Annotated in this window: 25 protein-coding genes; 6 read left to right on the plus strand and 19 right to left on the minus strand. The window is 56.6% G+C overall.

The annotated features are described in order from the left end of the window. Positions 1–27: 27 nt before the first annotated feature. The 8 genes from GZH47_RS10575 to GZH47_RS10610 form a co-directional block, all read right to left on the minus strand. Entirely contained in the window at positions 28–1,671 is a 1,644-nt protein-coding gene (locus GZH47_RS10575) for a DUF3502 domain-containing protein (RefSeq protein WP_162640067.1), read from the minus strand. Positions 1,672–1,801: 130 nt separating this feature from the next. Further along, positions 1,802–2,713 carry a carbohydrate ABC transporter permease gene (locus GZH47_RS10580; protein ID WP_162640068.1) on the minus strand — a complete coding sequence of 304 codons (912 nt, stop codon included), beginning with the start codon at positions 2,711–2,713 and terminating at the stop codon, positions 1,802–1,804. A gap of 15 nt (positions 2,714–2,728) precedes the next feature. Further along, positions 2,729–3,601, minus strand: a complete 873-nt coding sequence (locus GZH47_RS10585) for an ABC transporter permease (RefSeq protein WP_225446529.1) — start codon at positions 3,599–3,601, stop codon at positions 2,729–2,731. A 102-nt stretch (positions 3,602–3,703) separates the two neighbouring features. Beyond that, positions 3,704–6,610, minus strand: a complete 2,907-nt coding sequence (locus GZH47_RS10590) for a beta-galactosidase (protein ID WP_162640070.1) — start codon at positions 6,608–6,610, stop codon at positions 3,704–3,706. A gap of 311 nt (positions 6,611–6,921) precedes the next feature. Next, positions 6,922–7,986: a LacI family DNA-binding transcriptional regulator gene (locus tag GZH47_RS10595; protein ID WP_318653422.1), complete on the minus strand. Its 1,065-nt coding sequence runs from the start codon at positions 7,984–7,986 to the stop codon at positions 6,922–6,924. Positions 7,987–8,159: 173 nt separating this feature from the next. Next, positions 8,160–8,693, minus strand: a complete 534-nt coding sequence (locus tag GZH47_RS10600) for a general stress protein (protein WP_162640071.1) — start codon at positions 8,691–8,693, stop codon at positions 8,160–8,162. Between the two features lie 593 nt (positions 8,694–9,286). Continuing rightward, positions 9,287–9,940, minus strand: a complete 654-nt coding sequence (locus tag GZH47_RS10605) for a transcriptional regulator (RefSeq protein ID WP_162645174.1) — start codon at positions 9,938–9,940, stop codon at positions 9,287–9,289. 371 nt (positions 9,941–10,311) lie between these two features. Beyond that, positions 10,312–11,163, minus strand: coding sequence for a GyrI-like domain-containing protein (locus tag GZH47_RS10610; protein WP_162640072.1), 852 nt, complete (start codon positions 11,161–11,163; stop codon positions 10,312–10,314). Positions 11,164–12,023: 860 nt separating this feature from the next. Here GZH47_RS10610 and GZH47_RS10615 point away from each other — a divergent pair. From GZH47_RS10615 to GZH47_RS10630, 4 genes are all read left to right on the plus strand, one after another. Further along, positions 12,024–12,344, plus strand: coding sequence for an STAS domain-containing protein (locus GZH47_RS10615; protein WP_162640073.1), 321 nt, complete (start codon positions 12,024–12,026; stop codon positions 12,342–12,344). A 158-nt stretch (positions 12,345–12,502) separates the two neighbouring features. Beyond that, on the plus strand, positions 12,503–12,979 hold the full coding sequence (gene rsbW, locus GZH47_RS10620; protein WP_162640074.1) for an anti-sigma B factor RsbW: 477 nt from the start codon (positions 12,503–12,505) through the stop codon (positions 12,977–12,979). Next, entirely contained in the window at positions 12,979–13,749 is a 771-nt protein-coding gene (locus GZH47_RS10625; protein WP_162640075.1) for a sigma-70 family RNA polymerase sigma factor, read from the plus strand. Before rsbW ends, GZH47_RS10625 begins: the two co-directional genes overlap by 1 nt. A gap of 193 nt (positions 13,750–13,942) precedes the next feature. After that, positions 13,943–15,187 carry a magnesium transporter CorA family protein gene (locus GZH47_RS10630; protein ID WP_162640076.1) on the plus strand — a complete coding sequence of 415 codons (1,245 nt, stop codon included), beginning with the start codon at positions 13,943–13,945 and terminating at the stop codon, positions 15,185–15,187. 72 nt (positions 15,188–15,259) lie between these two features. On the opposite strand, the gene GZH47_RS10635 is transcribed toward GZH47_RS10630, so the two are convergent. Next, entirely contained in the window at positions 15,260–16,432 is a 1,173-nt protein-coding gene (locus tag GZH47_RS10635) for a PP2C family protein-serine/threonine phosphatase (protein ID WP_162645175.1), read from the minus strand. 244 nt (positions 16,433–16,676) lie between these two features. Between GZH47_RS10635 and GZH47_RS10640 the strand changes: the two genes are divergently transcribed. Beyond that, positions 16,677–17,462 (plus strand): lipase family protein, encoded by a 786-nt coding sequence (locus GZH47_RS10640; RefSeq protein ID WP_225446435.1) that lies wholly within the window; start codon positions 16,677–16,679, stop codon positions 17,460–17,462. A 63-nt stretch (positions 17,463–17,525) separates the two neighbouring features. Here GZH47_RS10640 and GZH47_RS10645 read toward each other — a convergent pair whose 3' ends face one another. The 5 genes from GZH47_RS10645 to GZH47_RS10665 form a co-directional block, all read right to left on the minus strand. Beyond that, complete coding sequence (locus GZH47_RS10645) at positions 17,526–17,876, minus strand: MmcQ/YjbR family DNA-binding protein (protein ID WP_162640077.1); 351 nt, start codon at positions 17,874–17,876, stop codon at positions 17,526–17,528. A gap of 18 nt (positions 17,877–17,894) precedes the next feature. Next, complete coding sequence (locus GZH47_RS10650) at positions 17,895–18,359, minus strand: MEKHLA domain-containing protein (protein ID WP_162640078.1); 465 nt, start codon at positions 18,357–18,359, stop codon at positions 17,895–17,897. Positions 18,360–18,428: 69 nt separating this feature from the next. After that, positions 18,429–18,647: a hypothetical protein gene (locus GZH47_RS10655; RefSeq protein ID WP_162640079.1), complete on the minus strand. Its 219-nt coding sequence runs from the start codon at positions 18,645–18,647 to the stop codon at positions 18,429–18,431. Positions 18,648–18,753: 106 nt separating this feature from the next. Continuing rightward, entirely contained in the window at positions 18,754–18,930 is a 177-nt protein-coding gene (locus GZH47_RS10660) for a hypothetical protein (RefSeq protein WP_162640080.1), read from the minus strand. A 134-nt stretch (positions 18,931–19,064) separates the two neighbouring features. Continuing rightward, positions 19,065–20,690 carry a glycosyl hydrolase gene (locus GZH47_RS10665; RefSeq protein WP_225446436.1) on the minus strand — a complete coding sequence of 542 codons (1,626 nt, stop codon included), beginning with the start codon at positions 20,688–20,690 and terminating at the stop codon, positions 19,065–19,067. A gap of 236 nt (positions 20,691–20,926) precedes the next feature. On the opposite strand from GZH47_RS10665, the gene GZH47_RS10670 reads away from it, so the two are divergent. Continuing rightward, the gene (locus GZH47_RS10670; protein WP_225446437.1) at positions 20,927–21,799 is read left to right on the plus strand and encodes a M15 family metallopeptidase; all 873 of its coding nucleotides are present in this window, start codon (positions 20,927–20,929) and stop codon (positions 21,797–21,799) included. 238 nt (positions 21,800–22,037) lie between these two features. Here GZH47_RS10670 and GZH47_RS10675 read toward each other — a convergent pair whose 3' ends face one another. From GZH47_RS10675 to GZH47_RS10695, 5 genes are all read right to left on the minus strand, one after another. Beyond that, the gene (locus tag GZH47_RS10675; RefSeq protein ID WP_162640081.1) at positions 22,038–22,955 is read right to left on the minus strand and encodes an MBL fold metallo-hydrolase; all 918 of its coding nucleotides are present in this window, start codon (positions 22,953–22,955) and stop codon (positions 22,038–22,040) included. Between the two features lie 32 nt (positions 22,956–22,987). Next, complete coding sequence (locus GZH47_RS10680; protein ID WP_162640082.1) at positions 22,988–24,025, minus strand: ABC transporter substrate-binding protein; 1,038 nt, start codon at positions 24,023–24,025, stop codon at positions 22,988–22,990. Between the two features lie 100 nt (positions 24,026–24,125). Next, positions 24,126–24,890, minus strand: a complete 765-nt coding sequence (locus tag GZH47_RS10685) for an ABC transporter permease (RefSeq protein ID WP_225446438.1) — start codon at positions 24,888–24,890, stop codon at positions 24,126–24,128. Further along, positions 24,823–25,662: an ABC transporter ATP-binding protein gene (locus tag GZH47_RS10690; protein WP_162640083.1), complete on the minus strand. Its 840-nt coding sequence runs from the start codon at positions 25,660–25,662 to the stop codon at positions 24,823–24,825. Before GZH47_RS10690 ends, GZH47_RS10685 begins: the two co-directional genes overlap by 68 nt. Before the next feature lie 30 nt (positions 25,663–25,692). Further along, on the minus strand, positions 25,693–26,376 hold the full coding sequence (locus GZH47_RS10695) for a Crp/Fnr family transcriptional regulator (protein ID WP_162640084.1): 684 nt from the start codon (positions 26,374–26,376) through the stop codon (positions 25,693–25,695). Positions 26,377–26,555 lie beyond the last annotated feature (179 nt).

Genomic DNA, 26,555 nt, shown 5'->3' on the forward strand with positions numbered 1-26,555 from the left:
GCTTTGCTTTAATCAGCTTTGATTCGTTTAGCCTTGATCCGTTGCCTTGAACGCATCCAGTTGTTTCTGGATTTCGGCTTTCACTTTCTCGTAGCCTGCCGCATTCAATTTATCGCGCAGCGCTTTGACTGCTTTCTCCGGATCGCCCGCTTTACCGAACAGGATCGCTGGCAGTTGTTCGCCGACGACTTGCGAGAGGGCCGTCATTTCAGGATCGACGCTCGATTTGTCGAAGACGAATTTGCCGTAAGGGAAAGGCTTCTTGATTTTATCGTATTTCGCGTAAATGTCGCCGATGCCGCTCCAATCCGTATCTGCCGGGATTTCGTTTTTGTCGATACGACCGCCCCAGAAGTCGGTGTAGAAGCCGTCTTTCGCATCGTCATAGGCTGCAGGACGCGTACGAACGCCGTCTTTGATCTCGTATTGAACGCCTTCGACGCCATAGTTGATGAGGTGGTACAGCTCAGGGTCTTGGCGGATCAGGTCATAGACCATCAGCGCGCGTCCTGGGTCTTTGCTGTGCGCGCCGACCGACGTGCCGCCGTGCGTAATCGGCATCGAGACCAGGTTGCCGAGCGTGTCGGAGTACGAGAACATTTGCAGCTCGGAGCCCGGCTGCGCTTTGTCCATATCGACGCGGAGGCCTTTGAACGTTTGCGTATGGTGAGCGTCCGCTCCGGTTTGGCCGGCTTTCAGCTCTGTGCGCGTGTCGCCTTTGTAGTTCAGTACATCTTCGCGCCAGTAGCCTTTGTCCGCCCATTCCTTCATCAGCTTAGCGAAGTCGATGAACTTGTCGTTGAAGATCGGGCTGTCTACCGTGTAGCGCTCTTCGTAAGACTTCGCCGTGAAGACGTTCGCGAAACCGGTTGCGATCGGAAGATCGATATTATTCGTATACGCCGTCTCGAAGCCCGTGTAGAGCGTGCCGTTCGTGCCGTTTACATCCCAAGGCACGACATCTTTCATGTTGTCCTTGATGCCTTGGAAATACTTGCCGAGCGTTTCGAAATCCGTGATCGGCTGCGTGATGCCGAATTGTTTCGCCCAGTCGCCGCGGTAGTAGATACCATGGTTAACCCATTGCGTGTAGTGATCTTCCGGGATCATCATGATATCGTCTTTCAATTTGCTTTGATCCCAATCCTCTTGCGGAATCTCGGTGAACGTCTGCGGCGCGTATTTCTCCAGCAGATCGTTGAGCGGCAGGAAGGCACCGCGCTGCGCATTGCCCCACGTATCCAGCCAGTCGGTACCGATCGTGATCAAATCAAGCGGTTCGCCGGAAGCGAGCAGCAAGTTGTATTTGGTCTGCCAGTCTGCCCATTCCACCCATTTGAACTGCAGCTCCGCATTGACCTTCTGTTTCAAAATCGCATTAACCTTCTCCATGACCTTCTCGAGCTGGCCGTTCTTCGGCTTGTCGCCGAGCACGACGTAATTAATGGTCTCGAACTTGCTCGTGTCGATGCCCGTATCGGCGCTGTTGTCCGCTTTGGCATTATTGCCCGTTGCTTTCGTATCGGTGCCGCTGTTGTTGCTCGCCGCTTTCCCGTCGTTGTCCTTCGTGCTTGCGGAATCTCCGTTGTTGTTGTTCGATCCGCATGCTGCCAAACTGCCGGCAAGAGCGACCGTAAGCGCCAGTCCTGTAAGCCTCTTCGCATGTCCCATTCTTTTTAGCCTCCCCAATGATTGGAATATCGCTTGTACTGCGCCGTACATGAACGACTGTCATCCCTGCGCGGCTATGGTTCAGGATTTGCGCGCTGCGCTCTCCTGCGGCCAATCTTCGATCGAATCCTTACCCTTTGACGGCGCCTACCGTAATCCCCTGGATAAAATACCGCTGGATAAACGGATAGAACAGGATCACCGGTCCGGTCGCTACGACGGCGGTCGCCATTTTCATGGATTCCAGCGGGACGTCGCGAAGCGGAACATTGGAGGAAGCGGAGGAATTCTTGATGAAATCCGCGCTTGTGACGACGCCATATAGAAAGAGCTGCAGCGGACGGTATTTCATATCCGCGGACAGGAACAGCATCGCGTTATACCATTCGTTCCAATAACCAAGCGCGATGAACAGGCCGATCGTGGCCAGCGCGGGTGCCGCCATCGGAAGAATGAGCCGGGTGAAAATCGTGAAGTCGCCGGCGCCGTCGATCTTGGCCGACTCCGTGATCGCATGCGGAATCGACTTGGTGAAGCTCTTCATCATAATAATGAGGAACGGGCTCATCAGGCCCGGAAGCAGCACGGCCAAGTAATTGTCGCCTAGGCCCAGATACTGCTTCACGAGCAGATAGAACGGGACCAAGCCGCCGGAAAACAGCGTCGTGAAATAGATGAAGAAGGAAATCTTGTTGCGCTGCTCGAAGTCCGGCCGCTGCAGGGCATAGCCCGTCATTGCTACCAAGAATAGACCTACGAGCGTGCCGACGACGGTTATCCCGATCGTGACGACATAAGAGCCGATGATCAGATTCGGATTCTCGAATACGATCTTGTAGGCGAATGTCGAGAAAATTCTCGGCCAGAGGTTGAAGCCGTGCTTCACGATTTCGCTTTCCTTCGTAAAGGACGTCCCGAGCACGAGCAGGAACGGAATAAGGCAGCCGAGCGAGAACAGACCGATGAAAGCGTAACCAAAACCTCTGACGAATAGCGATGTTCCATCGCTTCGGATGCTTTTACGAACAACTTCACCTTGCATGGGGTTCACTCCCTCTTAGAACAATGAGTTATCCGGCGACGCCTTCTTCACCAGCCAGTTGGCCGTAATGACGACGATAAAGCCGAATACGGATTGGTACAGACTGACGGCGCTGCCCATGGAAAAGTTAAAATTGTTAAACATCGAGCGGAAAACGTAGGTTTCAATAATATCCGTCGTCGGGTACAGCACCGTATTGTTCGCTCCGACAAGGTTATAGATGAGGCCGAAATTACCGCGAAGCACGCCGCCGAGCGAGAAGAGCAGCAGGATGATGAAGGTCGGCTTCAGCCAAGGCAGCACGATATAGCGGATACGCTGCAGCGCATTGGCCCCGTCGATCTCGGATGCTTCGACGACTTCGGAATCGAGCCCCATGATGGCGGCGAAATAGACGATGGAGCCGTAACCGGTGGTTTGCCACAGGTAGGTGATGACGATGATGAAAGGCCAGACATGCGGATTCGAGTACGTTTTGACCGGATCGGCTCCGAGCGATTTCAGAATGCCGTTCAGCAGGCCGTAGTCATAGCTGAGGATGTTGTAGGCGATTAGGCCGACGATGACGATCGAGATGAAGAAGGGCAGGAACATAATCGTCTGAGAAACCTTCTTGAACCACTTCTTGCGCAGCTCGTTCAATAGAATGGCCACGAAAATCTGCAAACAGTTGCCGAGGAGAATGAACGCTAGATTGTACGAAATCGTATTGAAGGTCAGCCGCCACAGATCCCCCGTCATGACGAGGAATCGGAAGTTGTCCCAGCCGACGAACGCGCTCTTGAATATTCCGTCCGTATAGTTGTATTTAACGAAGGCCAAGTACAAACCCGGCATCGGCAGATAAGCGAACACCGCGAAGAATAATATCGCAGGCACGCACATCATGATCAGCGTCCGATTATTCCAAAATCGCTTCCAGCCGACGCTCGCAGATCGTGTACGGGTTTTCGCGGCCGCCGCCTTCGGCTGTGTTATCGTTTCCATCTCTTATCCCTCCCCTGAATTGCGCTCCGCCGGCAAGCCGACTGGTGTAAAGATCAGTCTTTCCAGCTGCGATGTCTCCCCTGCCTCGACCGCTTCAAGCAGAATCGCCAGCCCATTGCCCGGCTCGCGCATCCACGCGCCAGGCAAGTAGAACGAACGCTGGTCGCCGCCGCTGAATACCGGCCTTGCCGCGCCGCCTGCCGTCCAGAGCCGGCCGACGATCGTGCCATTGAGCAGCACGGTCAGCTTCATGCCGCTTCCTTCCGCTTCAACGCGCCAGCCGCCCGGGATATCCCTGGCTTCTTCCGGAAGCGATCCGTAGAGCCATGCCGTCCCGCCAGCCGCCAATGCAATCGGCAGTTCCGATGGCGCAGCGTCAGCTTCATGCCGCTGCGCATGCGCCAGCAGTTCCTCTTCGCCGCAGGCCGACAGCTGCCAGTTTCGCGCGGCGCTGCCTTCATAGAGCGTCACTTCGCCAGCCGGCAGGCCGAGCACCCGCTCAAGGAATACCGCGACAAGCGTCTCTTCGCCCGGCTGCACATGGGCGGTAATATCGAGGTACGGATCGAATGGATTCACATGGCCCGCGGACACGCCGTTCACGTAGACATGCGCCAGCGACTGGATGCCTTTGAATTGCAGCGTGAACGAATCGGCCTTCCCGCTGGCCGTGAACCGTCTGCGATAATACTCGAACGCCGGATGATCCGGAGAGAGCCAGCCGCCGAAGCTGACGAACGCCCAATCGCTGTCGTCGCAAGCCGCGCCCAACAGCGCGGGATCCGCGATGCGGGAACCGACCCTGAGCACGCGCCAATTGGAGGTCAGCCGCTGAATGCCGGAAACGGCCGTAATGCCCCGCAGCCCTTTCATGCTGTCCAGCCGCAGACCCGGAAGACGCGCATCGTCGAAATTGGTATGGCCCCAGATTTCCACCCGGGCCGTCAGTTCGCAGTTGCCTCCGACGCCGCCGCTTGGCAAGAACCGGCTGCCGCCTCCCGGCGTGCACGTGCCGATAAATGCGGTGTCGGCATACAGCGAGATGGCATCGCTTCCCTGAAGGATGAGCAGCCCTTGCACGTCCGCGTCGGCAGGTGCTCCGCTGTTCGCTTTATACCAAGCGAAACCACGGTAGATGCCGTGCTCTTCCAGAAACTCAGCTTCCACGAGTGCTGTCGGCGATGCTTCGGACATGGACTCGGTCGGCTGGAGCACTTGCGCGCTCCAGCCGATGTTCAACTCGTGCGGCTCCAGGTCATATGCCTGTTCCTGCTCGAACGCAAGGCTGCCGTCTTCTTCGATGCCGTGGAGCAGCAGTGCATCCTGGCGTTCCAAGCCGATCACCACCAGCGTTTGGCCGTCCGCCAACTCCAGCGTGCATGCCGCTTGTCGTCCTGCTTCGGCCCGGAAGGTCAGCAGGATTTCGCCAGCTTCGGCCTGGTCTTGTGCTTGCTCTTGTGCATGGGTTTGCGCTTGCACGCCGTTCGCATTCATGTTCCTGGCTTCCAGCAGCGTTGCCGCTTGCCCCAATGCGAGCGAAATTTCCCCCTCCTGTCCTAGCTCCGCATGAAATACCATCACCGTGCGGCCCGCAGCGCGAAACACGTCCGACAGCTCTGCCGTTGCGTAGCGCAGCGTCCCTTCCGCGCCCCATGTCTCCAGGGGAACGTCGACCGGAAGAATCGCGCATCGGCTTGGGATGCTCTGCAGCCGCGTTGCTTGGGGAATGACCGCTTCGCCTTGCTGCCGCAGCCGAAGAGCAACCGTCTCCGCCGTCTCGCCCACGTTCGCCAGGAAGAGCAGATGCCCGCCTCCGACCAGCTCCAACTGCCGCTCGAGCAGCGAACCGCCTGCCGGCTTGCCGCCGTCGATGCTTGCGATCCCGTCCGCCGGAGCAGTTGCCGCTTCCGCTAACGCGTTGCCGTAATTGCGGATGACCCGGCGCATCAGCCGGCCCTCGTACGCTTCCTTGCGTACATGTCCTTCCGGCGAAATCATGCCGTGGAAATCATAATCCGATGTCATGAACGCAAGCGGATCGCCCCAGTTGTTCGTCCCGTTCGTGAAGCCGAAGTTCGTACCGGACACTTGCAGGTACGGACCGACCAGCTTCGCCCCGCAGGACAGCAGCCGGCGAAGCAAGAAATGCGAGCGATTCGTCTCCGTTACCATCAGCGGCACATCCATTTCGGCCAGCCGCCGTTCGTAGGATGCCGCCTTCGCTTCGAAAGCAGGATCGCGATCGTTCGGGTAGAAGTTGCAGGTCGGCACGACGCCGTCCACGAGACCCGACGCTTCGTACAGTCCGCCTTGCCCTGCGCAGGCAATGAGCGGAGATTCAATGCCGCCTTCAATTGCCAGATCGCGAAGCGCTGCAATATATGCAGCCGGATCGGGACAATCGTAGAAATCGAGTTCATTTTCGATTTGTACGCAGAGGACAGTGCCGCCTCGGTTCAGTTCGTATTTCGCGAGTAACGGGATAATCCGTTCATACCACTTCTTGACGGCCGCCATATAAGCGGGATCCGCGCTGCGGATCGTCATCTCCGGTTTGGCGTACAAGTAAGCGGGAAGTCCGCCGCCGTCCCATTCGGAACAGATGTACGGGCCCGGTCTGGCGACGACCCAGAGGCCGGCTTCTGCCGCTTGCTGCAGGAACGCTTCCGCATCGCGTTCGCCGGTGAAATCCCAGCTCCCTTCTGCGCGTTCATGATAGTTCCAAGGAAAGTAAACGTCGATCGCGTTGTAACCGAAGGCTTTGACTTGCTCCATGCGTTCGCGCCACAATGCGCGGGGAATGCGGAAGTAGAAGAGGGACGCGCAGAGAATGATTTCGGCCTGCCCGCCGATGCGAAGAGAAGAAGCGCTTAACTGGAGCGGCACGCCGCTTTTCGTTTCCATGTTCATGACTGACATCCTCCAAAAGTCATTTTGAAAGCGAATTCATGAAACCCATTTCATAAACCCTAAAATAAAAATACACGACTGCATGGCGGGATTAGACGAGTTTCTCGAACTTCTCCGTTTCCGTAAATGAGTGTGTATTTCATGGTTATAGCTGCTTGCGGCATGCTGGCTTATGCGATTATGTAGTGCTGAGTGAAACCCATTTCATTGTTTCCTAAAAATTAAACCCTGCCTACAGGGTTGCCTTGATTTGAAGTTTACCCGGAAAATGATAGCGCTGTCAATACGGTTGCAAGAAAAATTTTCTCTGCTTATTTCCGGGACGGCGGCGGGGCCGTGCTCTCCCGAATGGTCAGCTCCGGCGTCAGCGTGGTCAGCAAATTCACGTCGGCGGATTTTGAAATCAGCTGATGCATGACGAAAGCGGCGGATCGCCCAAGCTCCAGGCATCGCAAGGACATCGTTGTCAGTTCCGGGATGACGCTGGCCGCCAATGGAACACCGTCGACGCCCGTAATGGAGATGTCCCGCGGCACTTGGAGCCCGGCTTTTACCGCGGCTTTGATGGCACCGATGCCAACGAGATCGTTTGCGCAGACGACCGCGGTAGGACGATCGCCCTCCATGTCGAGCAGCCGGCCCATCATGTTTTTGCCGCGCTGGACGGAGAAGCCCCCATGATCGATCCAGTCCTCGTGCACAGTCAGACCTGCATCCGCCATAGCTGCTCGGAAACCTTCGAGACGCCCGACCGTGTTGGACATTTGCGGATAGCCGCCGATGAACGCGATGTCGCGGTGTCCAAGTCCGATGAGATGCTCGGTCACCATCCGGCCGCCGGCCACCTCGTCGATAACGACGCGGTGAAACTTCGCTCCCGGTAAGTTGCCGTTGATGAATACGAGCGGCACCCGTTTATTGATTTCCGCCACTTCCTTGGCCATTTCCTTGGGGCACTTGTGCAAGTCGATCCGGCCGCCGAGCATGATGATGCCGTCCACCTGTTTCTCCAAGAGAATGTTCAAGTACTGCGATTCGCGCTTGTACTGTTCCTTGATGTCCAAATTGGACGAACCGGTGTCGCATAGAAAGAAAGTATACCCCTGCTTGCGCGCTTCCTGCTCCAGTCCCGCGAGCACTTCCGGGAAGAACGGATTCGTGATATCCGGCAAAATAATGCCGATCATGCCTGTTTCTTTCTTGATCAGGCTGCGCGCCAAGGCGTTCGGCTGAAATTGGTACTTGTTGATTAAGCCTTGAATGCGCTCACGAGTTGATGCCTTGACGGGGGCCGTGTTATTCAGAACGCGTGAAACCGTAGCGACCGATACGTTGGCTTCTTTGGCGATGTCATACACTGTAACCGATTTCATCATGGTCTCACCCTCTGACTCGTTTGGCTTCTGGCTGCCCGGGGTCGGACAGTTTTCATTAGCATAGCAGAGAGATTTCCCCGTTGTAAATGTCCCTTTTTCAAAATGGCAAAAAGGCCGTGCCGGGAGCATTCGGCTCCAATCGACACGACCGCCGCTGGCAACTATGGAAAAACCTACAAAATCCGCGTTGCTCCGCAGCTTCTGAACGCTGCCTCCGCCGTTCCGCCGCGAGTCAAATCCGGACCGCCGTTCGTGCCGTCGCTGCCGGTTTCGGCCGCGATGATGATCGCGCCGTTCGCGATGGCCGTCCGGCATTCATCCACGTCGCCGGACTCCACGCCGAGATCGGACAACGCGCTGTTCATGCTGTTGTCATCGTCCATGAACGCGCCTGCTACCACGAATGAAGTACCGGGGTAGGCGAATCCGCCCGTGAACGTCCCTGTCATGCCGAACCCCTGCGTTGCGGAGATCGGCGCGATAACGCGGGGGTCATCCAACCCGTGCTGATCGACCGCGGAACGCGTATCCGCCAAATCCTGCAGCTCGTCGGCATGGACGTTCGTCTCCGACTCGATCCGACGGGAGTGCTCCCTGTCCTTCGCGATGACGGTCATCTCCGTCTTCGTGAAGCCGGCTTGCTCCAACGCCTGGACCGCCTTGATCGCATCGTTCTCCGTGTCGAAAATCGCGATTTTATAGCTCATCCTCATTCGCCTCCATTTTTTATCGGGTATGTTTGGTATACCCTGTTTTTGGAGGATTCAATCGGATTGTTTCCGCGCGAGGCGAAAATTGGGAATGGCTTAAGGGGGCGGTTCAGTCGCTTGGGGCGGGGCCGCCGCCGGGCGGGGCTGCCGCCGGGCGGGACTGCCGCCGGGCGGGGCTGCCCCTGGGCGGGACTGCCGCCGGGCGGGGCTGCCGCCGGGCGGGACTGCCGCCGGGCGGGGCTGCCGACGGGGCGGGACTGCCGCCGGGCGGGGCTGCCGCCGGGCGGGGCTGCCGCTGGGCGGGGCTGCCGCCGGGGCGGGACTGCCGCGCCGGGGCGGGGCCGCCGCCAGGGGCGGGGCTGCCGCCGGGCGGCCTCTCCATCCACCGTCCCCAGCATTGGATTGCCACACCTAACGAACCGCAGCGAGCTTATTTCCGCGAAAATGCCCCCTCCAGCAATCTAACGAACTCCAGCGACGTTATGCGAACGATAGGAGTCCAAAACAGCCCAAATGGCGATCTTTTGCGCGAAATAACGCGTTTAGGATTCCTTACATTCTCAACGTACGGCTTTTCGGTCAAATAAGGCTTATTGGATTCGTAAGGCGTAGGTGCGATATCGATTCCTCCCGCTCGCGACAATCAGCTGCCGCTTCTCCACCGTCCGATGAAGCACCCTCCTCGCGTGTGTAACTGAAATTTGCAAATGGGAAGCAAGCTCCAACGGTGCAAATGGACGCAGCAGTCGTCTCGCGAATCGGACTGTCTCGGCTTCCAACCAGCTCGACTCTTCAGCCACATCCTCTGCCACGAATTTGCCGATAAAAGCAAGGACGAGCTGCTGGCATCGCTTCGGCTCCTCGGTAATCGATAAATAGGCAATCGGCAAAAAGATCCAGTCGTCCAGTGCCAACAAACAATGCCGCCAGCATAAGTCCTTGAACCGCCGAACGTCGAGGTCTCTTGCATGAGTCCCATAGCCTTGAATCTCAATGCCGCCCTTTACATCACCGCCTGGCATATAAGCCAAATCCAAATATCGATAGCCATTGTCGAAGTCGCGGACCTCCCATTCGGGCTGCAAACCATTGAAATTTTTCACAGCCGGAAACCAAACCGATCGCAGAAATTCAACCGTTCCATGGCCAAGACCTTTCTCCAGTATTTCACGTCTTCTGTGATTGTCCTCCTGCGCAATGACAGCGTTCATCCAGTCCTCGTAGGCTTGATCAAATCTTGCTATCGCACGTCACGTCCCTTCTAAAAATCAGCCGCACAACGAAAAAGCCGCTCGGACACCATCCTGCACCGTTAAGTGCAAAAAAGTATCCAAGCGGCGTGTGCTTCACGACCGTTGTGGTATGGATATAGTTTATCAAGAACGAACCCTATTTTTCAATTGGAATCTGGCATTCCCTTAATAATTCAACTACCACATTCGCAGACTTACCGGACATTAAACGTTTATTCCACATGTGACGATAGGCGAAGAATCTGAGGGTTCTCTCCAATGGGATCGGCCCGTCGCAAGGCGTCACTGCCGCGCTCTGATTGTTTCCTTCCAAGCTTCTGCTGCGGAATTCATCCCAACCAGTCGTCCACCGCGCCTTACTTTCACACAACCGGAATCCACACTTCCTCCAAACATTTTCCCGTCGCGTCTGGTCCAGAATAAACTTCCATATCAGGTCCGTCTACTTTATCGTAGCCTGACGTCGGCAGCCATTCGCTGTAGGCGCGGTTGAACAACTGCGGAATTTGGCAGTGCTCGTTGCTATGGTCGCTCAATCCCTCGGCACGGAATACCGCCCAAGTTCGTTTGGGCACTTGCACAGTCGTAAACCCTTTCGTGTCGGAATCAGCTCGCTTCATCCCGCATATCATGTACGGCATTGCGTTAGGGGCGGCATCCCCATACCCCATGATGGCATACAGCGCATCCGCATCGACCTCGAGCTGTTTATGCCTTCCGCTTTGCAAGCACTCATCCCAGAAGTCCGCTATCTTGCCGAGCTCCTCCTGCTTGAAAATCCGCTCGATGCCGTATACCTCGAACGCTTCCCGCTCCTCGATCCGCCAGTTCATCTCCTGCATTCCCTTAATCCGAATTTGAAAGGTGAGCGGAGGATAGATTCGCAGCATGAAGCCCCATTGCCGCGCGGCTGTAGGCGTTACGCCGGGCTGTTTCACGAACGCCCGCGTGAAGCTGTCGGCGCTGTCATAACCGTATTGAACGGCCAGGTCCGCGACTTTGACTTGGCTGCTCTGAAGCGCCATGGCGGCCAGCGACAATTTGCGTTTCCGAATGTATTCGGATAGCGGCATCTCTGCAATATAATAAAACAATCTGCCGAAATGATAGGCCGAATACGTGGTAACCGTTGCGACGTTGTCCAGTTCAATATCTTCGCCCAGATGCGCCTCGATATATTTCATCGCGCGGTTGAGCTGCGTTAATACGTCCATGCTCCGACCTCCTCTCTGATTGCAAGGATAGCAAGTTTAGCGCATCGCTTCCCGACTTTACGTATAAGATTGTGCAGGGTCGGGGCAGCCGTCGCACCTAATGCGACTCAAGTTGTGTTCTAACGAACTCCACAAGTCTTATACCGGCAAAAATGCCCCTTTGATCAAGGTAAGGAACTCAGAACGCGCTATTTGTTATATGATGGCGAACTGGTAAGCTTTCGAGTGAAATAGCGATCCTAGGATTCGTTACAAGGTCAAAACGCAGATTTTTGGCCAAATAAGGTTCGTTGGGTTCGTTACGCTGCATTAGATTCGAAAGGGACTGAGCGCGGGAGGCGCAGCCCGACACTGGCGCGGGAGCCGCAGCGCCGCACAAGCGCGGGAACCGCTGCGCCACCGAGGCGCGGGAACCGCTGCGCCACCGAGGCGCGGGAGCCGCAGCGCCGCCGAGGCGCGGGAGCCGCTGCGCCGCACCAGTGCGGGAACCGCTGCGCCGCACCAGTGCGGGAACCGCTGCGCCGCACCAGTGCGGGAGCCACAGCGCCGAGGCGCGGGAGCCGCTGCGCCGAGGCGCGGGAGCCGCAGCGCCGCACAAGCGCGGGAACCGCTGCGCCGCCGAGGCGCGGGAGCCGCAGCGCGACACAGGCGCGGGAGCCGCAGCGCCGCACAAGCGCCTGCCCCGCCGGCGCCTGCCCCGCCAACTCCCCCAGCCGTTTCGCAATCCGTCCCCGCAGGGTATAATTTCACCAACCGGACTGGCAGTTTTTTCAAATATGCCCGTTCTTGTTTCACGCTGAAGAAGCATGGGTAATCATCACATATCAAGATGTCAAATTGGATACAGGAGCGTCGTTGCGATGAAGCAAAATGATAAACTATTCGTTCGAACGGAAAACCAGACAGGAAAGTGCATCGTCTATATCGGAGGCGAGTTGGATTTGGAATCCGCCGTCCAGATGAGAGCGGTCATGTCCCCCCTCATCGAGTTAACCGATCGCGAGCTCATCCTGAATTTGCGCGAGCTGCATTACGTGGACAGTACAGGAATCGGCATTCTAGTGTCCGTCCTGAAGGCGCGCCACGCGAAGGAAGCACCGTTCGCTGTGGAAGCCGTGCCGCCCCATATCCGCAAGCTGTTCGACATGACCGGCATTACGCCGTTTCTTCTAAAAGCTTAAACATGTTAAAGTCCAATACCGTGCTTAAGCGGCTTGGAACGCTGTTTTCACTCCCAAATATAAGCCGAGTATAACCGAAGCTCATCCTTTGCTTTACTTATATTTCAAGGCCTGATTCGCCGACGACGGCGGAACAGAAGAAAGGAACGAGATAACCGATGAACTTAACGGAGGATGTAATAACGCTGCAAGTGCCCGCGTCCGCAGAATATATTGATTTGGTGCGGCTGACCTTGTACGGGCTGGCCGTCAAAATGGGCTTCTCCTACGAAGAAATCGAAGATATGAAAGTCGCCGTTTCGGAAGCCTGCAACAATGCGGTGCTGTATGCGTACGGCGATTTGAACACCGGCGTGGCCGCACAGGCGCCGATGCCTTCGCCGCGGATCGAAGTTCGCCTCGTGAAGCGTGACGACGCGCTCTCCATCGTGGTGAAGGACGATGGCCGCAGCTTTGATGCGGCGGCTGCCGCTCGCAAGGCGCAGCCGGTGAACGGCAAAACCATCGATGATCTGCAAGCAGGCGGTTTGGGACTCTATTTGATGCAAGCGCTGATGGACGACGTTGAAGTGAACAGCGAGATGGGCACGGAAGTGGTTCTAACAAAGCGGTTGGTGAAGAGTGGTGAAATGTGATGAGCCCGCAGCCGGCCAAGCAACCACCGATTACCGGCGCCGAGCTCATTATCGCTTATCAGGACAGTCCCGACAATGAGATCGCAGAACAGCTGATTGCGCATTATGAGCCCATGGTTCGAATGGCAGCCGGAAAAATCTCGCGTAACCGCCCCGACTTGTACGAGGATCTCATGCAGGTCGGCCAAATCGCCCTTCTACGCTTGTTCAGCCAGTTCGACAGCTCCCTTGGCGTACAGTTCGAACCCTATGCCATGAAGAGCATTATCGGACATATGAAGAATTACCTCCGCGACAAATCCTGGTACGTCCAGGTACCGCGCCGGATCAAAGAAAAAGGCATTGCCGTCCAGCAGGCGATCGACGAATTGACCGTCAAGCTGGAACGGTCCCCGTTGATCGAAGAAATCGCCTTGCACATGTCGCTTACCGTCGAGGAAACGACCGAGATTCTTGCGGGCCGCGACCTGTACCATTACGTATCGCTGGACACGCCGATTTCCGAGGAAGACAATGCCGCCTCCCTCGGCGATTTGCTGGGATCGCCGGGCGACGATTTCGAAGACGTCGACAGGCGGCTCGACCTGCAAGCGGCGATGTCGCAGCTCAAGCCCCAGGAGCAGGAAGTGCTGATGCTAGCTTATACAGACGGACTTCCGCAGCGTCATATCGCCGATCAGCTCGGCATCTCGCAGATGAGTATTTCGCGCATTCAGCGGCGCGCCATCGACAAGCTGAAGGTATTGCTCGGCGAACAAGAGGAATCTTGAACCGATGGATGTACGCCCGGCTCCGGTCCAACCGGCCCCGGGCGTATTTTATTTTCTGTTGCGGCGCGGGTTTCCACTATTGACAATTTGGATAAAAATGTCGCAGGCACGTTGTGCTTCCAGGTAAATTCGCGTTATGATGGTACTAACGACTATCGCGCACGTACGGACAAGCAGGAGGCTTCCAAAACCTATGATGCATCGGTTGCTGCAATTTCCATCGCAATGGGAATGGCATATGCTGCACACCAAACGGCCGGCCGTCTCCGGTCTGACCCGCAGCAGGAAAGCCGCCCGAGGCTCCGCCGCGGAACAGAACGAACCGGACGTCGGACCTGCCGTAGCCGAGCTTGACATCAAGCAGGCTTACCCGGAATTCGCCGCTTGGCTTCAGGACGTCGAAAGTTCCGTACACAACCAAATAGGGGTATCCGAGCTTCCCGGAGGAAAGTCCATCTTGCAGGGGACGCTGATGTTTCAGGCCTCGGACGACGAGAACGACATCCAGCATCTTCACTTCCGGGTTACGCACGATAAGCTTGTGACTTACCAAAGCGATTTGCGCCTTTCTCTTCGCCTTCAGATCGACCCTTGGCAGGAGAAGCTGCAGCGCTGCAAATCGGCGCCGGAAGCGTTCTTCGTGATGCTTAGCAATATATTGGAAACCTTCCATGCCGGATTGGACCGCTTCGAGGCCCGGCTCGGCGAGCTGGAGCAGAGCATGAGCCGCCATAACAAAACCGGGCTCATGAACGTGATCTTCGAACGGCGGTACGAGCTGCTTCACTGGAGCCATCTGTTTATTCCGATCAAGGAGACGCAGGACGCGGCCAAAGAAGCATTCATGAACGAGCTGGCCGAGTTAGAAGAATTCAAGCGGCTGGAACTGCGGCTGGAGCGCGTTCAGGGCTTGCTCAGCCATTATGCGGCGGAGATCGATACGCTGCTGATGATGGACGACGCGATCTCCAACTTCCGGGGCAACGATATCATGAAGACGCTCACGATCTTCACGGCCCTGTTCATGCCCGCTACGGTCATCGGAGCGGTATGGGGGATGAACTTCAAGGATATTCCGTGGGCCGGCGAGCGCTGGGGCTTCATTACCGTCAGCTCCATCATCATCGTCACGACATTGCTGATCTATTGGTGGCTGTGGCATAAAGGATGGACGGGCGACTTGCTGAACGGCCGTTCGAGAAGCGACATCGTGGGGAGCTCGCGGTCTTCCTCCAGAGACGCCGACGATGAACTGCCCGGCGGCGGAGCGAACGGAGAGGATCTCCCTCAACCGCCTCGCCGCAGCCGGGGCTCAAGGAAAGAAACCAGCATCTCGCTAACGTACAAGGACGCTCCGGCCGCGAGAGCAGGGACGACAGACGACGATCCCGCGCCGCTGCCTTCGCGGTCGAATCGCAACCATACCCCGATCGAATAAGAAAGGGAGCTCTCCGCCGGCGCCGTTCAGACGCGCGTACGAGAAGCTCCCTTTTTGTTCGTTTAGGCGATGCTACTTGATGTCCACGACCACCAGACAACGATCGTCCGACTCCGCGCCTTCGCGCTGCTCGCCTCCGAACAGCACTTCCTCCAACGCCTTAACCGGCGTCCTGCTGCAGAACGGCCTCAGCAGCTCCGTCAAGCTCACTTCCCGGTCTTCCTCGTAATCGCTGCCGACAAGGTCATACAAGCCGTCCGTGAATAACAAGACCCGGTCGCCCGAGCGGATATCGATCGTATGTTTCTCCAGCGCCATCTCGCTGAACAGGCCGATGGCCATCCCGCCGAGCGCGAAGTTCTCGACCCTGCCGTCGCCGCGAATCACCAGCCCCGGCGGATGCCCCGCATTCACGTATTCCAGCACCCCTTTGTTCAAATCCACGACCATGTACAAGCCCGTAAAATAATACTGGATGAGCTGGTCCGCAAATTGCAGCTGATGCGAGCGGCGGTTCAATTCCTTGACGACCCGCTTCGGTTCCACTTGTTTCGTCATGGCTTCCTTCAGCACGGAAGCGATGAACATGCTGGCGAGCGACGAACTGATGCCGTGTCCCATCGCGTCGATGACGGCAATGCCGTAACGGTTGTCGTCGATCCGGTGCCATGCATACAAGTCGCCGGAGAGTTCCTCCGACGGACGGTAGATCGCGTCGATGGCCATGCCTTCGTCGTCCACCGGCTGCGGAAGCGCCGCGTACTGGACTTCCTTCGCCAATTGCAATTCCTCCCGCATGCGGCGGTCGCGTTCCTTATGCCAATCCTTCTGTTCCTTCAAGCGCAGCGCAACGCGTATGCGCGCCAGCAGCTCGATCCGATTAATCGGTTTCGTCACGTAATCGATCGCCCCGGCATCCAGCGCTTCGGCGAGCTTCTTCGAATCGCCGATTGCCGTGACCATGATAATGGGGATGTCTCTCAGTCGCGGCGACTGCTGGATGCGCTGGCATGCCGTTATGCCGTCCACGCCGGGCATCATCATATCGAGCAAGATCAAATCGATGCCGTGCCAGTCTCCTCCCGCCATGTCCGCGGGTTCGTTGCCTTTCGCATCCAAGCCAAGCAAGCCGAATAATTCCATCCCGCTTGCCGCCGTCAGCATATCTGAATAGCCCGCTCGTTTCAGAATTTCTTTCACGACGGTGATATTCATCGGATTATCGTCCACGACGGCGATGCGCATATTCCATCTTTTTGCCGTTCCGTCTGGTGCCGTTAATTTATTCATTACCGTTGCTCTGCTCCTATGTCCGTGAATTTTCAGCCTGGCCGAATGACAGACGTGCTTCCCAGGACTTCATCTCCCTAGATACCCCAAACGCCGGATGTTGAATCGCGAATTCAGCCCACTTCCGGGGCAGCCGCCTAAAGCACACCGGCCCAGCGGCTCATACAATGTGATATATGCGTGAAAAGGAGAAGCAGCCATGAACAACAGCAGCGCGATGGACTTGCGAACGGCGATCTTCCTGGCGGCCGTGTGCAGTCAAACCTACGTGCAATATGATAACGGCGGGCTGTTCCTAACGCCGGAAACCTATTCGCTGGTCGGTCCGTTCTACGCGTCCTCGTATGCCGGCAAAGAAGAGCCGTTCGGCTTCGTGCTGGAATCCGACCGCGGCGTTATCCTCGCCTTCCGCGGCACAGTCTCGCCGACGGACTGGATTACGGACATGATCGCCCAGCAGACGGCCTTCAAGCCGATCAGCAAGAACTGCATGACGCACCGGGGGTTCACCGAGGTCTACATGTCCGCGCGCGATGCGATCTATAAGCTGCTGAACCAAACTTCCGCGGATAAGCCGCTGTTCGTAACCGGCCACAGTCTCGGAGGAGCGCTGGCGACGCTGGCTTCGCTCGATATCGCCGTCAACCGCAAACCGGTCAGCCTGATCAATTACACATTCGGCGCACCTCGCGTCGGAGACCCCAGCTTCGTGCGCAGCTACAATGCCGCCGTGCCGATCTCCTTCCGCGTGCAGAACGAATTCGACGTCGTGCCGCATCTGCCGCCGCTCGTCTACACATCACCCAAGACGGACAAATCTTACTACTACCTGCATGTCAAAGAAGAAGTAAAGCGAAGCTTCCGCAATGGATCCGTCGGCAGCAATCACGTCATCGGCAGCTATTTCGCCGATTTGGCAAAGGACGCGCCAGGCTTTACGGCCGCTATCTGCTCGGGACCTCCGGGCTGGTGTCCGCTAAGGTGACACCGGGCTCCGCTCCGGTCCAACGGTTCGCCGTCAAGCCGCTACCGATCCCTGCTCTGCGTTTTAGGGGAGCCGAAGCAGCGCATCGATTCGGCTGCGTTCCGACTTCGGCAGCCCCTTGAAGACCAGCGCGTAGGAATGGGCGATCATGTCGTCGATCTCCTCGAGCGGGATCGTGCCGTCGACCGTTACCGTATTCCAATGCTTCTTGTTCAGGTGGTAGCCCGGCTTCACCGCTTCATGCTGCTCGCGCAAGTTTTCGGCGATGACGGGGTCGCATTTGAGCGAAATCGTATTGTCCGCGATGAGCGCGAACATTTTGCCGCCGACCTTCATGACGAGCGGTTCCGGTCCGAACGGGTAATCCTTCTCGGCGCATTTCATGGACAAGCAGTAGTCTATAATGGGTTTCATCCGCAATTCCAGCCTCCTTTACAACCGCGTATAGCGCGCGAAAGCCGCGGCTTGTCCATAGTACCCGCCTGCTTCGTCGTATAAATTCCAGACAACCGCTTCTTCGATGCGAAACCGTTTCCCGCTGGCCGCAATGCGCACGCCGCTGTAATCGTCGATATACCCCTTCGCCGCCACCGCTTCGAGAAACCGTTGCCGCTCCTCCTGTATCATCGGTTCGGCCGTATGCTTCGAAGCCATGGCCGTAAATGCGGTCTCGTCCATTTCCCAGAGGCCAAGAGCAGTTCGATTGCCGTAATTAAGCACCGGATCCTGCTGCGTGCCATGGGACAGCACCGCTATCGGAGCTTCGAACAGCTGCTCCGCCGCCGACTTGTCCGCGTTCGTCACCAGCAGCGGCTTCCCGATCAGCTTCCGATAACTATTCAGTATGATCAACGCATGGCGCTCTCTCGCGCCGATGCCCATTCCTTGCTGCTGCATCCTCGTTCCCCCCGATCATGAAAAAAACTGAAGGCGATAATCACCTTCAGTTCTCCTTGCCGCGTTTCGTTATACGCCCATTTTCTTACGTTGGTTGTTGACCTTCTTCGTATTCTGGCTCTTCATCGTTTGCTGATTGCCGGCCTGACCGAATTTTTGCTTGCCGCCGTTCGCCTGTTCCTGCTTCTTCTGCGCGAGCTTCTGCTTCACGGCATCAGCCAGGGATACTTTCTTCGGCTGATCCTGCGCTTGCTCTTGCGGTTCCGGCGTCGTTTGGTTTTCTGACATTGAGATCACCTCGCCTTGATTGTACTATTCGTATTGTAGCGCTTTTTCGACGTGCTTTCCAGTATCTGTCCGCATGTTTCGTACGGGCATTCGCGGACAACGCCGCCTATTCCCGCAGCGCCTCGTTCAGCTTCGTGGACCGGAGGTCCCGAGGCTCGCCGCGCAGCAAGCCGCGAAGCCTGACAAGCTCCCGCTGCAGGCGGAGCTTGTCGCCGCGAAGCTCCTCGATCTCCGCGCGCGCCGCAGCCAGCTGCTCTTCCATCGAACCGTTCGGTTCGTTCATCGCCAGCTCCCCTTCTTCCTCAGAAATATAAACAAGTATAGCAGAGATTGACACGTTCTTAATAATGCAAAAAAAAAACGGCCTCGCGCGGAGCCGGCAATACGGCCCCGGCGAAGCCGGATGTTGAGCGATCGTTATTTGACCGCGACAGGCACTTTCTGCGTGGTGACGAGCGTATTCTTGCCGTCGTACGCTTTGATGACGACATCGATCTTCTTGCCTTTGTACGGCGCGAAATCGATTTTGGCCGTCCAAGGAAGCGAGGTCGTCGTCGCGACGGTTTTGCTGCCGATCTCATAGGTTACCTTGGCCAGCGTCGGGGACCATGTTTTCACGTAGGCGGAGACGCTTTGGACAGCCGCCGTTACAGGCGAAGCAGCGCTGATCGCCTTGTAGGCAACCGGCGATTCGTCGCCGATATTGCTCAGGTAGAACGGATTGTTGACCGCTTGCTTGTAGCCGGCAAGCAGCTTCTGGTTGGCGGACAGCATGTAATACTTGATCCGTGCCGATGCGTCGTGGTTGCTGTCGAAGTAGAAGACGGCTTTCACCTTCGGATAGAGCATCGGAAGCGTCGCGTAAAACTCTTTCAATTTGTACACGGCCCAGTCGGACTTATCCAGCTTCTTCTCCGGGTACATGTAGGAGACGCCGCCTTCGGAGATGAACACCGGCTTGCGGCTGGCATACAGCTTGTAAATATTATCGAACTTATCGAGGTGGCTCGAACGGTCCTCTCCCTGCTTGAGCGGATCGAGCGACGGATCGAAGATCGAGTAGAGGCTGACGCCGACCCAATCCACCGCTGCATCGCCTGGATAGTAGGAGGCAATGCTATATTCCGGCAGACGATCCGGTGCCCACACCATGACGACGTTGTTCGGCGCTTCCTTGTGGAACACCTTCGCCACGAGCTGGAACTTCTCGATGTAGAGCTTCGGCTCGACATGCCATTTCACCCAGTCGCCGTTCATTTCATTCGCGAAACGGAGGAACACCTTCACGCCGGAGGCCTCGATGTCGCGGGCCAGCTGATGCAGGTACTCGTTGTCCTGCACCTGGTCCAGTCCTTCCAGCGGCTGAACGCCGAGCTCGATCGCCGTGCCTGCCGCGCGCGCGTGGTCGATGTGGCTCTGGATGCTCGACAACGGCTTCCCGTACGTGAAATATTCCAAGTATGCCGCGTGTTTCTTCCCCGTCATCACCGGGAACTGATCGGTATAGAACGGGTTGGCTGTCTTGGAATTATGGACGGCCGGGTCAAGCTCCGCATAGGCGCCGATGAACGCCCCGTTCTTCGGCTCGAACTTCGCGCCGTGCGTATTGGCGCTGCCGGCCGCGGCCGCGGTCGTCTCGACGAATAAGCTCCCTTTGCTGCGAAGCATGTCCGCGCTGCGCTTCGCGGCGATGCTGACTTGGGTGTTGCCGGCTAATCCGTAATACTTGGATTCCAGATCCCAAGCGGCGACGGCATCGTCGTATTTCTTCAGTTTGGCATAATCATTGCCGATTCGGAGATACATCCCCGCGGCATTGCCGTATTCTTTTTTATTGGCGAATTCAGGCGCGATCGACTGGTACTTGGCAATCGCTTCGGCATATTTGCCTTTCTCGTCGAGCTTCTGGGCTTCCTTATAAATCCCCCATACGTCCATGGCATGCACGTCTTGCGTTCGTACGGCCGTGAACGCAATAATCGTTGCCGCCGACAGCAGCAGAAGCTTCTTGCCGAACGACACCGGCTTACGGTAAATCTTCACTTCGTCTCATTCCCCTGTCTCTAGTTGATTTTCTCTCTACCAAATCCCATATTACACCAGTTCGAAGCGAAGTTGGAAGACATTTTTTGACACGGTTCGACCGCGCGCCCAGTAAACGCCTAGTACCGGCATCCGTCCGAAAGTTGTACAAGCGCCGCGATCTATCTATAATATTTGTATAGCTCCGCTATCATTTCGCTTCAAATTCAGTTGACACCCAGGAGGCAAGCAAACTTGTGAGAAAATCGATTCTGATTCCCGTCGTCGTTCTCGGCATCTCGATCGGTGCCGCCATCATATGGACTCAAACCACGTTCTTGCAGGACGCATTCAACCTTTCCGAGGCCGCGGGTACCGACAGCCCTGCGGTAACCGGCAAGCCGAAGCCGACCGGCGGAAGCACGGCCCCGTCCTCGCAGACGGATGGGGACAGCAAACCGACGTCGTCGGCCTCGACCAAGTCGGAGTTCCAGCAATTCATGTACGACAATGCCGCGTCCCGCACGACGCTGCAGAAAGGCGGCATTACCTACGTCACCAATCCGACGAGTCCGCTGGTCCTGGTCAACAAGAAACGCGAGCTCGATTCCGGTTACGTGCCCAATGATCTCGTCAAAGCGCCCGTCGAATTCTCCTTCTCGGGCGACAGCCCGAAGCAGCAAATGCGCAAGGTTGCGGCCGATGCGCTCGGCAAGCTGTTCGCCGGAGCGAAGCAGGACGGCATCGAGCTGAAGGCCGTATCCGGCTACCGTTCCTATCCATCGCAGCAATCGATCTTTAATGCGTACGCGAAGTCGCACGGCGAGGAAGAAGCGAACACGTTCAGCGCCCATCCCGGCCAAAGCGAGCACCAAACCGGTCTGGCGATGGACGTCTCCAGCGCGAGCGTCCACTACGGCCTCGAACAGAGCTACGGCGCCACCAAGGAAGGCAAGTGGCTGGAAGCGCACGCCGCGGATTACGGCTTCATCATCCGTTACGAGAAGGAACACGAAGACGAGACCGGCTACATGTACGAGCCGTGGCATGTCCGTTACGTCGGCGTCACCGTCGCCAAGGACATCAAGAAGCTCGGCCTGACGCTGGAAGCGTATTTGGCCCGTTTCTAAAAGCCACATCGCATATGAGTGAACTACCGGTCACGAACGTATAACGACTAATGACTATTGGCTATCTACTACTAACTATCTACTACTAACTATCTACTACTGACCGACTGCCGAATGCGCAAAGGGGCTGTCCGCATGTCATCCATGATGACTTCGGACAGCCCCTTCTTCGTTCGGCAAGCAGCTAGTATCACTCCCAGCAGCCGTTCGGCACGGCATACGGCATGGCGTTTAACGTTTACAGCACGAATGCCATTAAATCGCGGCCCATCGTGATCCGGCCTTGGTAAATATCGCGCATCCCCCTCGTGTACTCCGCTTCCGCTTCTTCCGTCGGATAAGGAGCCGGGATATGGTGCGTTAACACCAGATGGGGAACGCCGGCCTGTTTGGCCAGCTCGGCGACCTCCAAGGTCGTCGAATGATACTTGGCCGGGTTGGACAACGATTGCGCCTGCTCCGGAAACTCCTCGATCAGCGCGTCCAGCCACCTTTTATTGTAGGACTCGTGGATGAGCAGATCCGCGCCCTTGCTGTACGTGATCATATTCGCTACCGGGATCGTGTCGCCGGAGACGACGACCGATTTGCCGTTGTATTCGACTTTGTATGCAAGCGCCGGATACACCGGCCTGTGATCGACCTCGAATGCCGTAATCCGAATCCCGTCCTGATCGTACACGACGCCTTCGTTGCGCTCGAAGTAGTTGATCTTCGCGGCTTCTTCCGCCGAAAGGTTGTAGTTCACCCGCAGGTTCGCGTCAAAATCGAACGATTCCCGCATCTTCCCGATAATGTCCCGCGTCGTCGTCGGGCCGTAGACGTTCATCGGCACGGACCGTCCTTCAAACACGCGGCCCGGGACGACATGCGTCCGCCAGCTTGATATAAATACATCGAAGAAGCCCGAGTTATGGTCGCTGTGATGATGCGTGAACAGCACATCCGAGATCCGCTGCGGCATGACGCCGGCTTTAATTAGTTGGTCCACGACCGCGCCGCCGCAGTCGATCAGAAACGCTTTGCTGCCGGCCAGAACGGCGACCGACGATTTGGCACGGCCCTCGAACGCCCTGGGCGTCCCGGTACCAAGCAGAATGACCGTCAGCTGTTCCTGGTAATCCGGCACGATGTTGTCTTGCCTTTGAATAAGCATATCCGCTGCCCCTCCGCATCTTCCATGTATGGTTATTTGTCCTGCTTCACTTCATCCAGCAGCGAAGAATCGATGAACTTGCTTAAATCCACCTGACCCTCGTCCTTGATCCCCTTGATGTAGCCCGCTTCGAAGGATACGTGAGCCATTGTCTCGATGACGTCCAACTCGATGTCCTCGGTCAAATTCAGATGGTCCAGCGCCGCCTTGATCAGCTTCGCATCCATCCCTTTGCCGCTGAGTTCCTTCAGCTCCTCGCTGATCAGCCCGTAGGATTTATCCGGATTTTGCTTGATGTAGTCGATCGCTTCCTCGTTGGCCTTGATCGCCCCCTTGGCGAGATCGCGATGATTCTTCAGGAATTTATCGCTGGCCATCAGAATCGTGAGCGGATAATTGCCGTCGTTCGGCGGGATTTTGTCCCAATCGACCAGCACCTTGCCCGTTCCCTCTTCCACCATCTGCGTGCCCCACGGCTCCGGAATAAGCGTCGCGTCGACTTCCTTCTGGCGCATGGCGACAAGCGTGTCTGCCGGTGCCCGGGTAATAATCTGGACGCCGGATTTATCCGCCGTCACTTTCAGCCCTTCCTGCTGCAGCAGCAGGCGCAGGGAAATTTCGTTCGTGCTGCCCTTCGTCGGAACGGCGACCGTCTTGCCGACCAGATCCTTCACGGATTCGATGCCTGCATCCTTGCCCGCGATCAGAACCGCGCCGCCGTTGTTGGAGCCCGCGATGACGCGGAAGTTGCTGCTTTTCAAATATTGGTTGATGGCCGGGCCCGGTCCGACGTAGCCGATATCGATCTGATTCGTCGCCATCGCCGTAGAGAAGTCGGAACCATTATCGAACGCCGTTACCTCGATCGTCGCGTTCTTGCCGAATTCATCTTGGAAATAGCCGTTCTTCAAGGCGATGAAGCCGGGAGCATGCGTGACGTTCTTCAAAATCCCGATCTTAACGGTCACCTGCGCATCGGAGGAAGCCGCTTTGCTGTCGTTGGAGCCGCAAGCGGACAGCATCCCCGTTAAACCGAGCCATACGCTGAGCAAAATGATTGCTTTTCTCATTTGTCATCCCCCATCTCATCGTATAAGGAGAACGCCGCTGCGCGTGCGGATCGTTGTTCCGATCGCTCGCTCCGTTTTGTCCTTCTCTCTTTGTTTGCCATTACTTCTTCGCCGCCTGCAATCCGAAGCGGACCATAATGCCGTCCTCCAGCCGTTTGAAACAGAAATAATCGGATATCGTGCCGATGACCGCGATGATGATGACGACGCACAGGATCGTCGCGGTATCGCCGATGTCCCGGCTGTCCTGCAGCGTCTGGCCGAGGCCCAGCCCCCTTCCGATCAGCTCGCCCGCCGTCAAGGCGCGCCATGCGAATGCCCATGCTACCCGAACGCCGGTGATCAAGTGCGGGAACGCGGCCGGCACGAGCACTTGATAGAAGAGCTTGAACCCGTTGATCGTCCCCATCATTTGCGCGGCCCGGATATGGATCTTCGAAATTTGCATGATGCCGGTCCGGCTGGCCATGGACATCGTCCACGTCGCTCCGATCGTCGTGATGAAGATGACGGACGTATCGTTCAATCCGAACCAAATGATGGCGAAGGGCAGCCAAGCGATGCTCGGCACCGTCTGCAGCGCAACGACCAGGAAGCCGAAGGTTTCATCGAAGTAGCGGTAACGCGCGAACAGGAAGCCGAGTCCCGTTCCGAGCACGATCGATATCGCGAACGATACGAGCAGCCTGCGCATGCTCGCGGTGATCGATCCGAGCAAATGCCCTTCCGCGAATCCGTCATAGAACGCCTGCAGCGTCTGCAGCGGAGAAGGGAATTTCCAGCCCCAGCCGAAGATTCTATATCCCAATTCCCAGATTACGATCAGGAAGATCAGGAACAGCGTTCTTCGCAATACGATAGTCATGGCCTATCTCCTCTCTGACGACCTTCTCCAGCTCCTCCGAGAGCGTCTCCATGATACGATTCTCGTAATGATGGATCATCGCGTCCCCCGCATGATGCGGTCTGGCCGCTTGAATGACGAACTCCTGCTTGATTCTGCCCGGTTGCGTCGACATGACCAGCACGCGATCGGATAGAATAACCGCCTCTCGAATATTGTGGGTGATGAACAGCACGGTCTTCCGCGTCCGCAGCCAGATGTCTTCCAAATCCTTTTGCAAAATATACCGGGTCTGTTCGTCCAGCGCCGCGAACGGTTCATCCATCAGCAGAATGTCCGGCTCCATGACGAGCGCCCGCGCAATGGCTACCCGTTGTTTCATGCCTCCGGAGAGCTCGTGCGGATAACGGTCGACGAATTTGCTTAAGTGTACCGACTTGATTTGCTCGAGTGCCCGTTCATGCCGTTCTTTCTTCGGAATGCCCTGCTGCTTCAAGCCGAAAGCAACATTGTCCAGCACATTCAGCCATGGAAACAAGCCATGCTCCTGAAACACGACGACCTTCCCCGCGCCGGGGCCTTTAACCGGCTCTCCGTTCACTCGGATCTCCCCGTCATAGGCCGTTTCAAAACCGGCGACCAGGTTCAAGAGGGTCGACTTGCCGCATCCGGAAGGACCGAGCAGCGATACGAATTCCCCCTTGTTGATCGTGAAAGAAACCAGGTCCAGCGCTTGGTACGCCGTTTTTTTCGTCTGGGCGAAAGCTTTGCTGACTTGCTTGACTTCGATCATGGCGATTCCCCCTTCTAGCTGCGAACACGGTCATAGGACCGAGAAGAAACGACTTGGATGATGAATAACGATTTGCTTCTTCGTATACGTGATGAGTGCTTTCTCCCGCCACTTGTTCAGGATTTCGGTGACGGTCTGCCGGCTGCAGCCGATCACATAGGAAATTTCCTCGTGGCTGAGCTGAAGCTGCACTTCGATCTGGTCGTTCTGTTCCCTGCCCATCTGCATCAGAAACCAGGCTAACCGCCAAGCCACCGGACGGCTGATCAGCGTTTCGACCATATTCTGCGTTTGCAGCAGCCTGCGCGCGGTGATGACAGCAAGCGCATAAGAGAAGGCGGAGTTGCTCCTGGCCAATTCCTGAAAAAGGCGCGCGTCCAGCGTAATGACCTGACTTTCCGTCAAACACTGGGCATATCGCCTGCGAAGAATTCGGGTAAGCAGCTCCGCGTTGCCGAACATCTCGCCAGGATAACGCAGGAACAAGGTAATCCCCTGCCCTTCCTGGGAGGATTGAGAGATCTTGATCAGTCCGGTCTCTACGTAATGCGCGGCGGATGGCGGATCATTCTCCTGAAAAACAAACTCGTGTTTGCGATAAGTCCGCACCGTGCCATGCTCGCGGAACAAATTCGCAACGGTTTCTTTCACATCGTCCGTGTCCTGAAAATCTCCTGTCTCTTGAAAATCTTGCTGATCGCCCCGTTCACCCATGGCCTCATCCACCTCAACCTGTTCTGAAATCCTGTGCCAGTTTTATTCCGACTATTCTGATGCGATATAAGGATGATATCATAGTCCAGCCCATAATAAATGTCGGGTATCCGACAAACTCATTTAATTTTTTGCCGCTATGCTTAATAATGCGCACGCCAAAAAAGCCTGCCGCGATA

Source organism: Paenibacillus rhizovicinus (assembly GCF_010365285.1).
Classification (GTDB): Bacteria; Bacillota; Bacilli; order Paenibacillales; family Paenibacillaceae; genus Paenibacillus_Z; species Paenibacillus_Z rhizovicinus.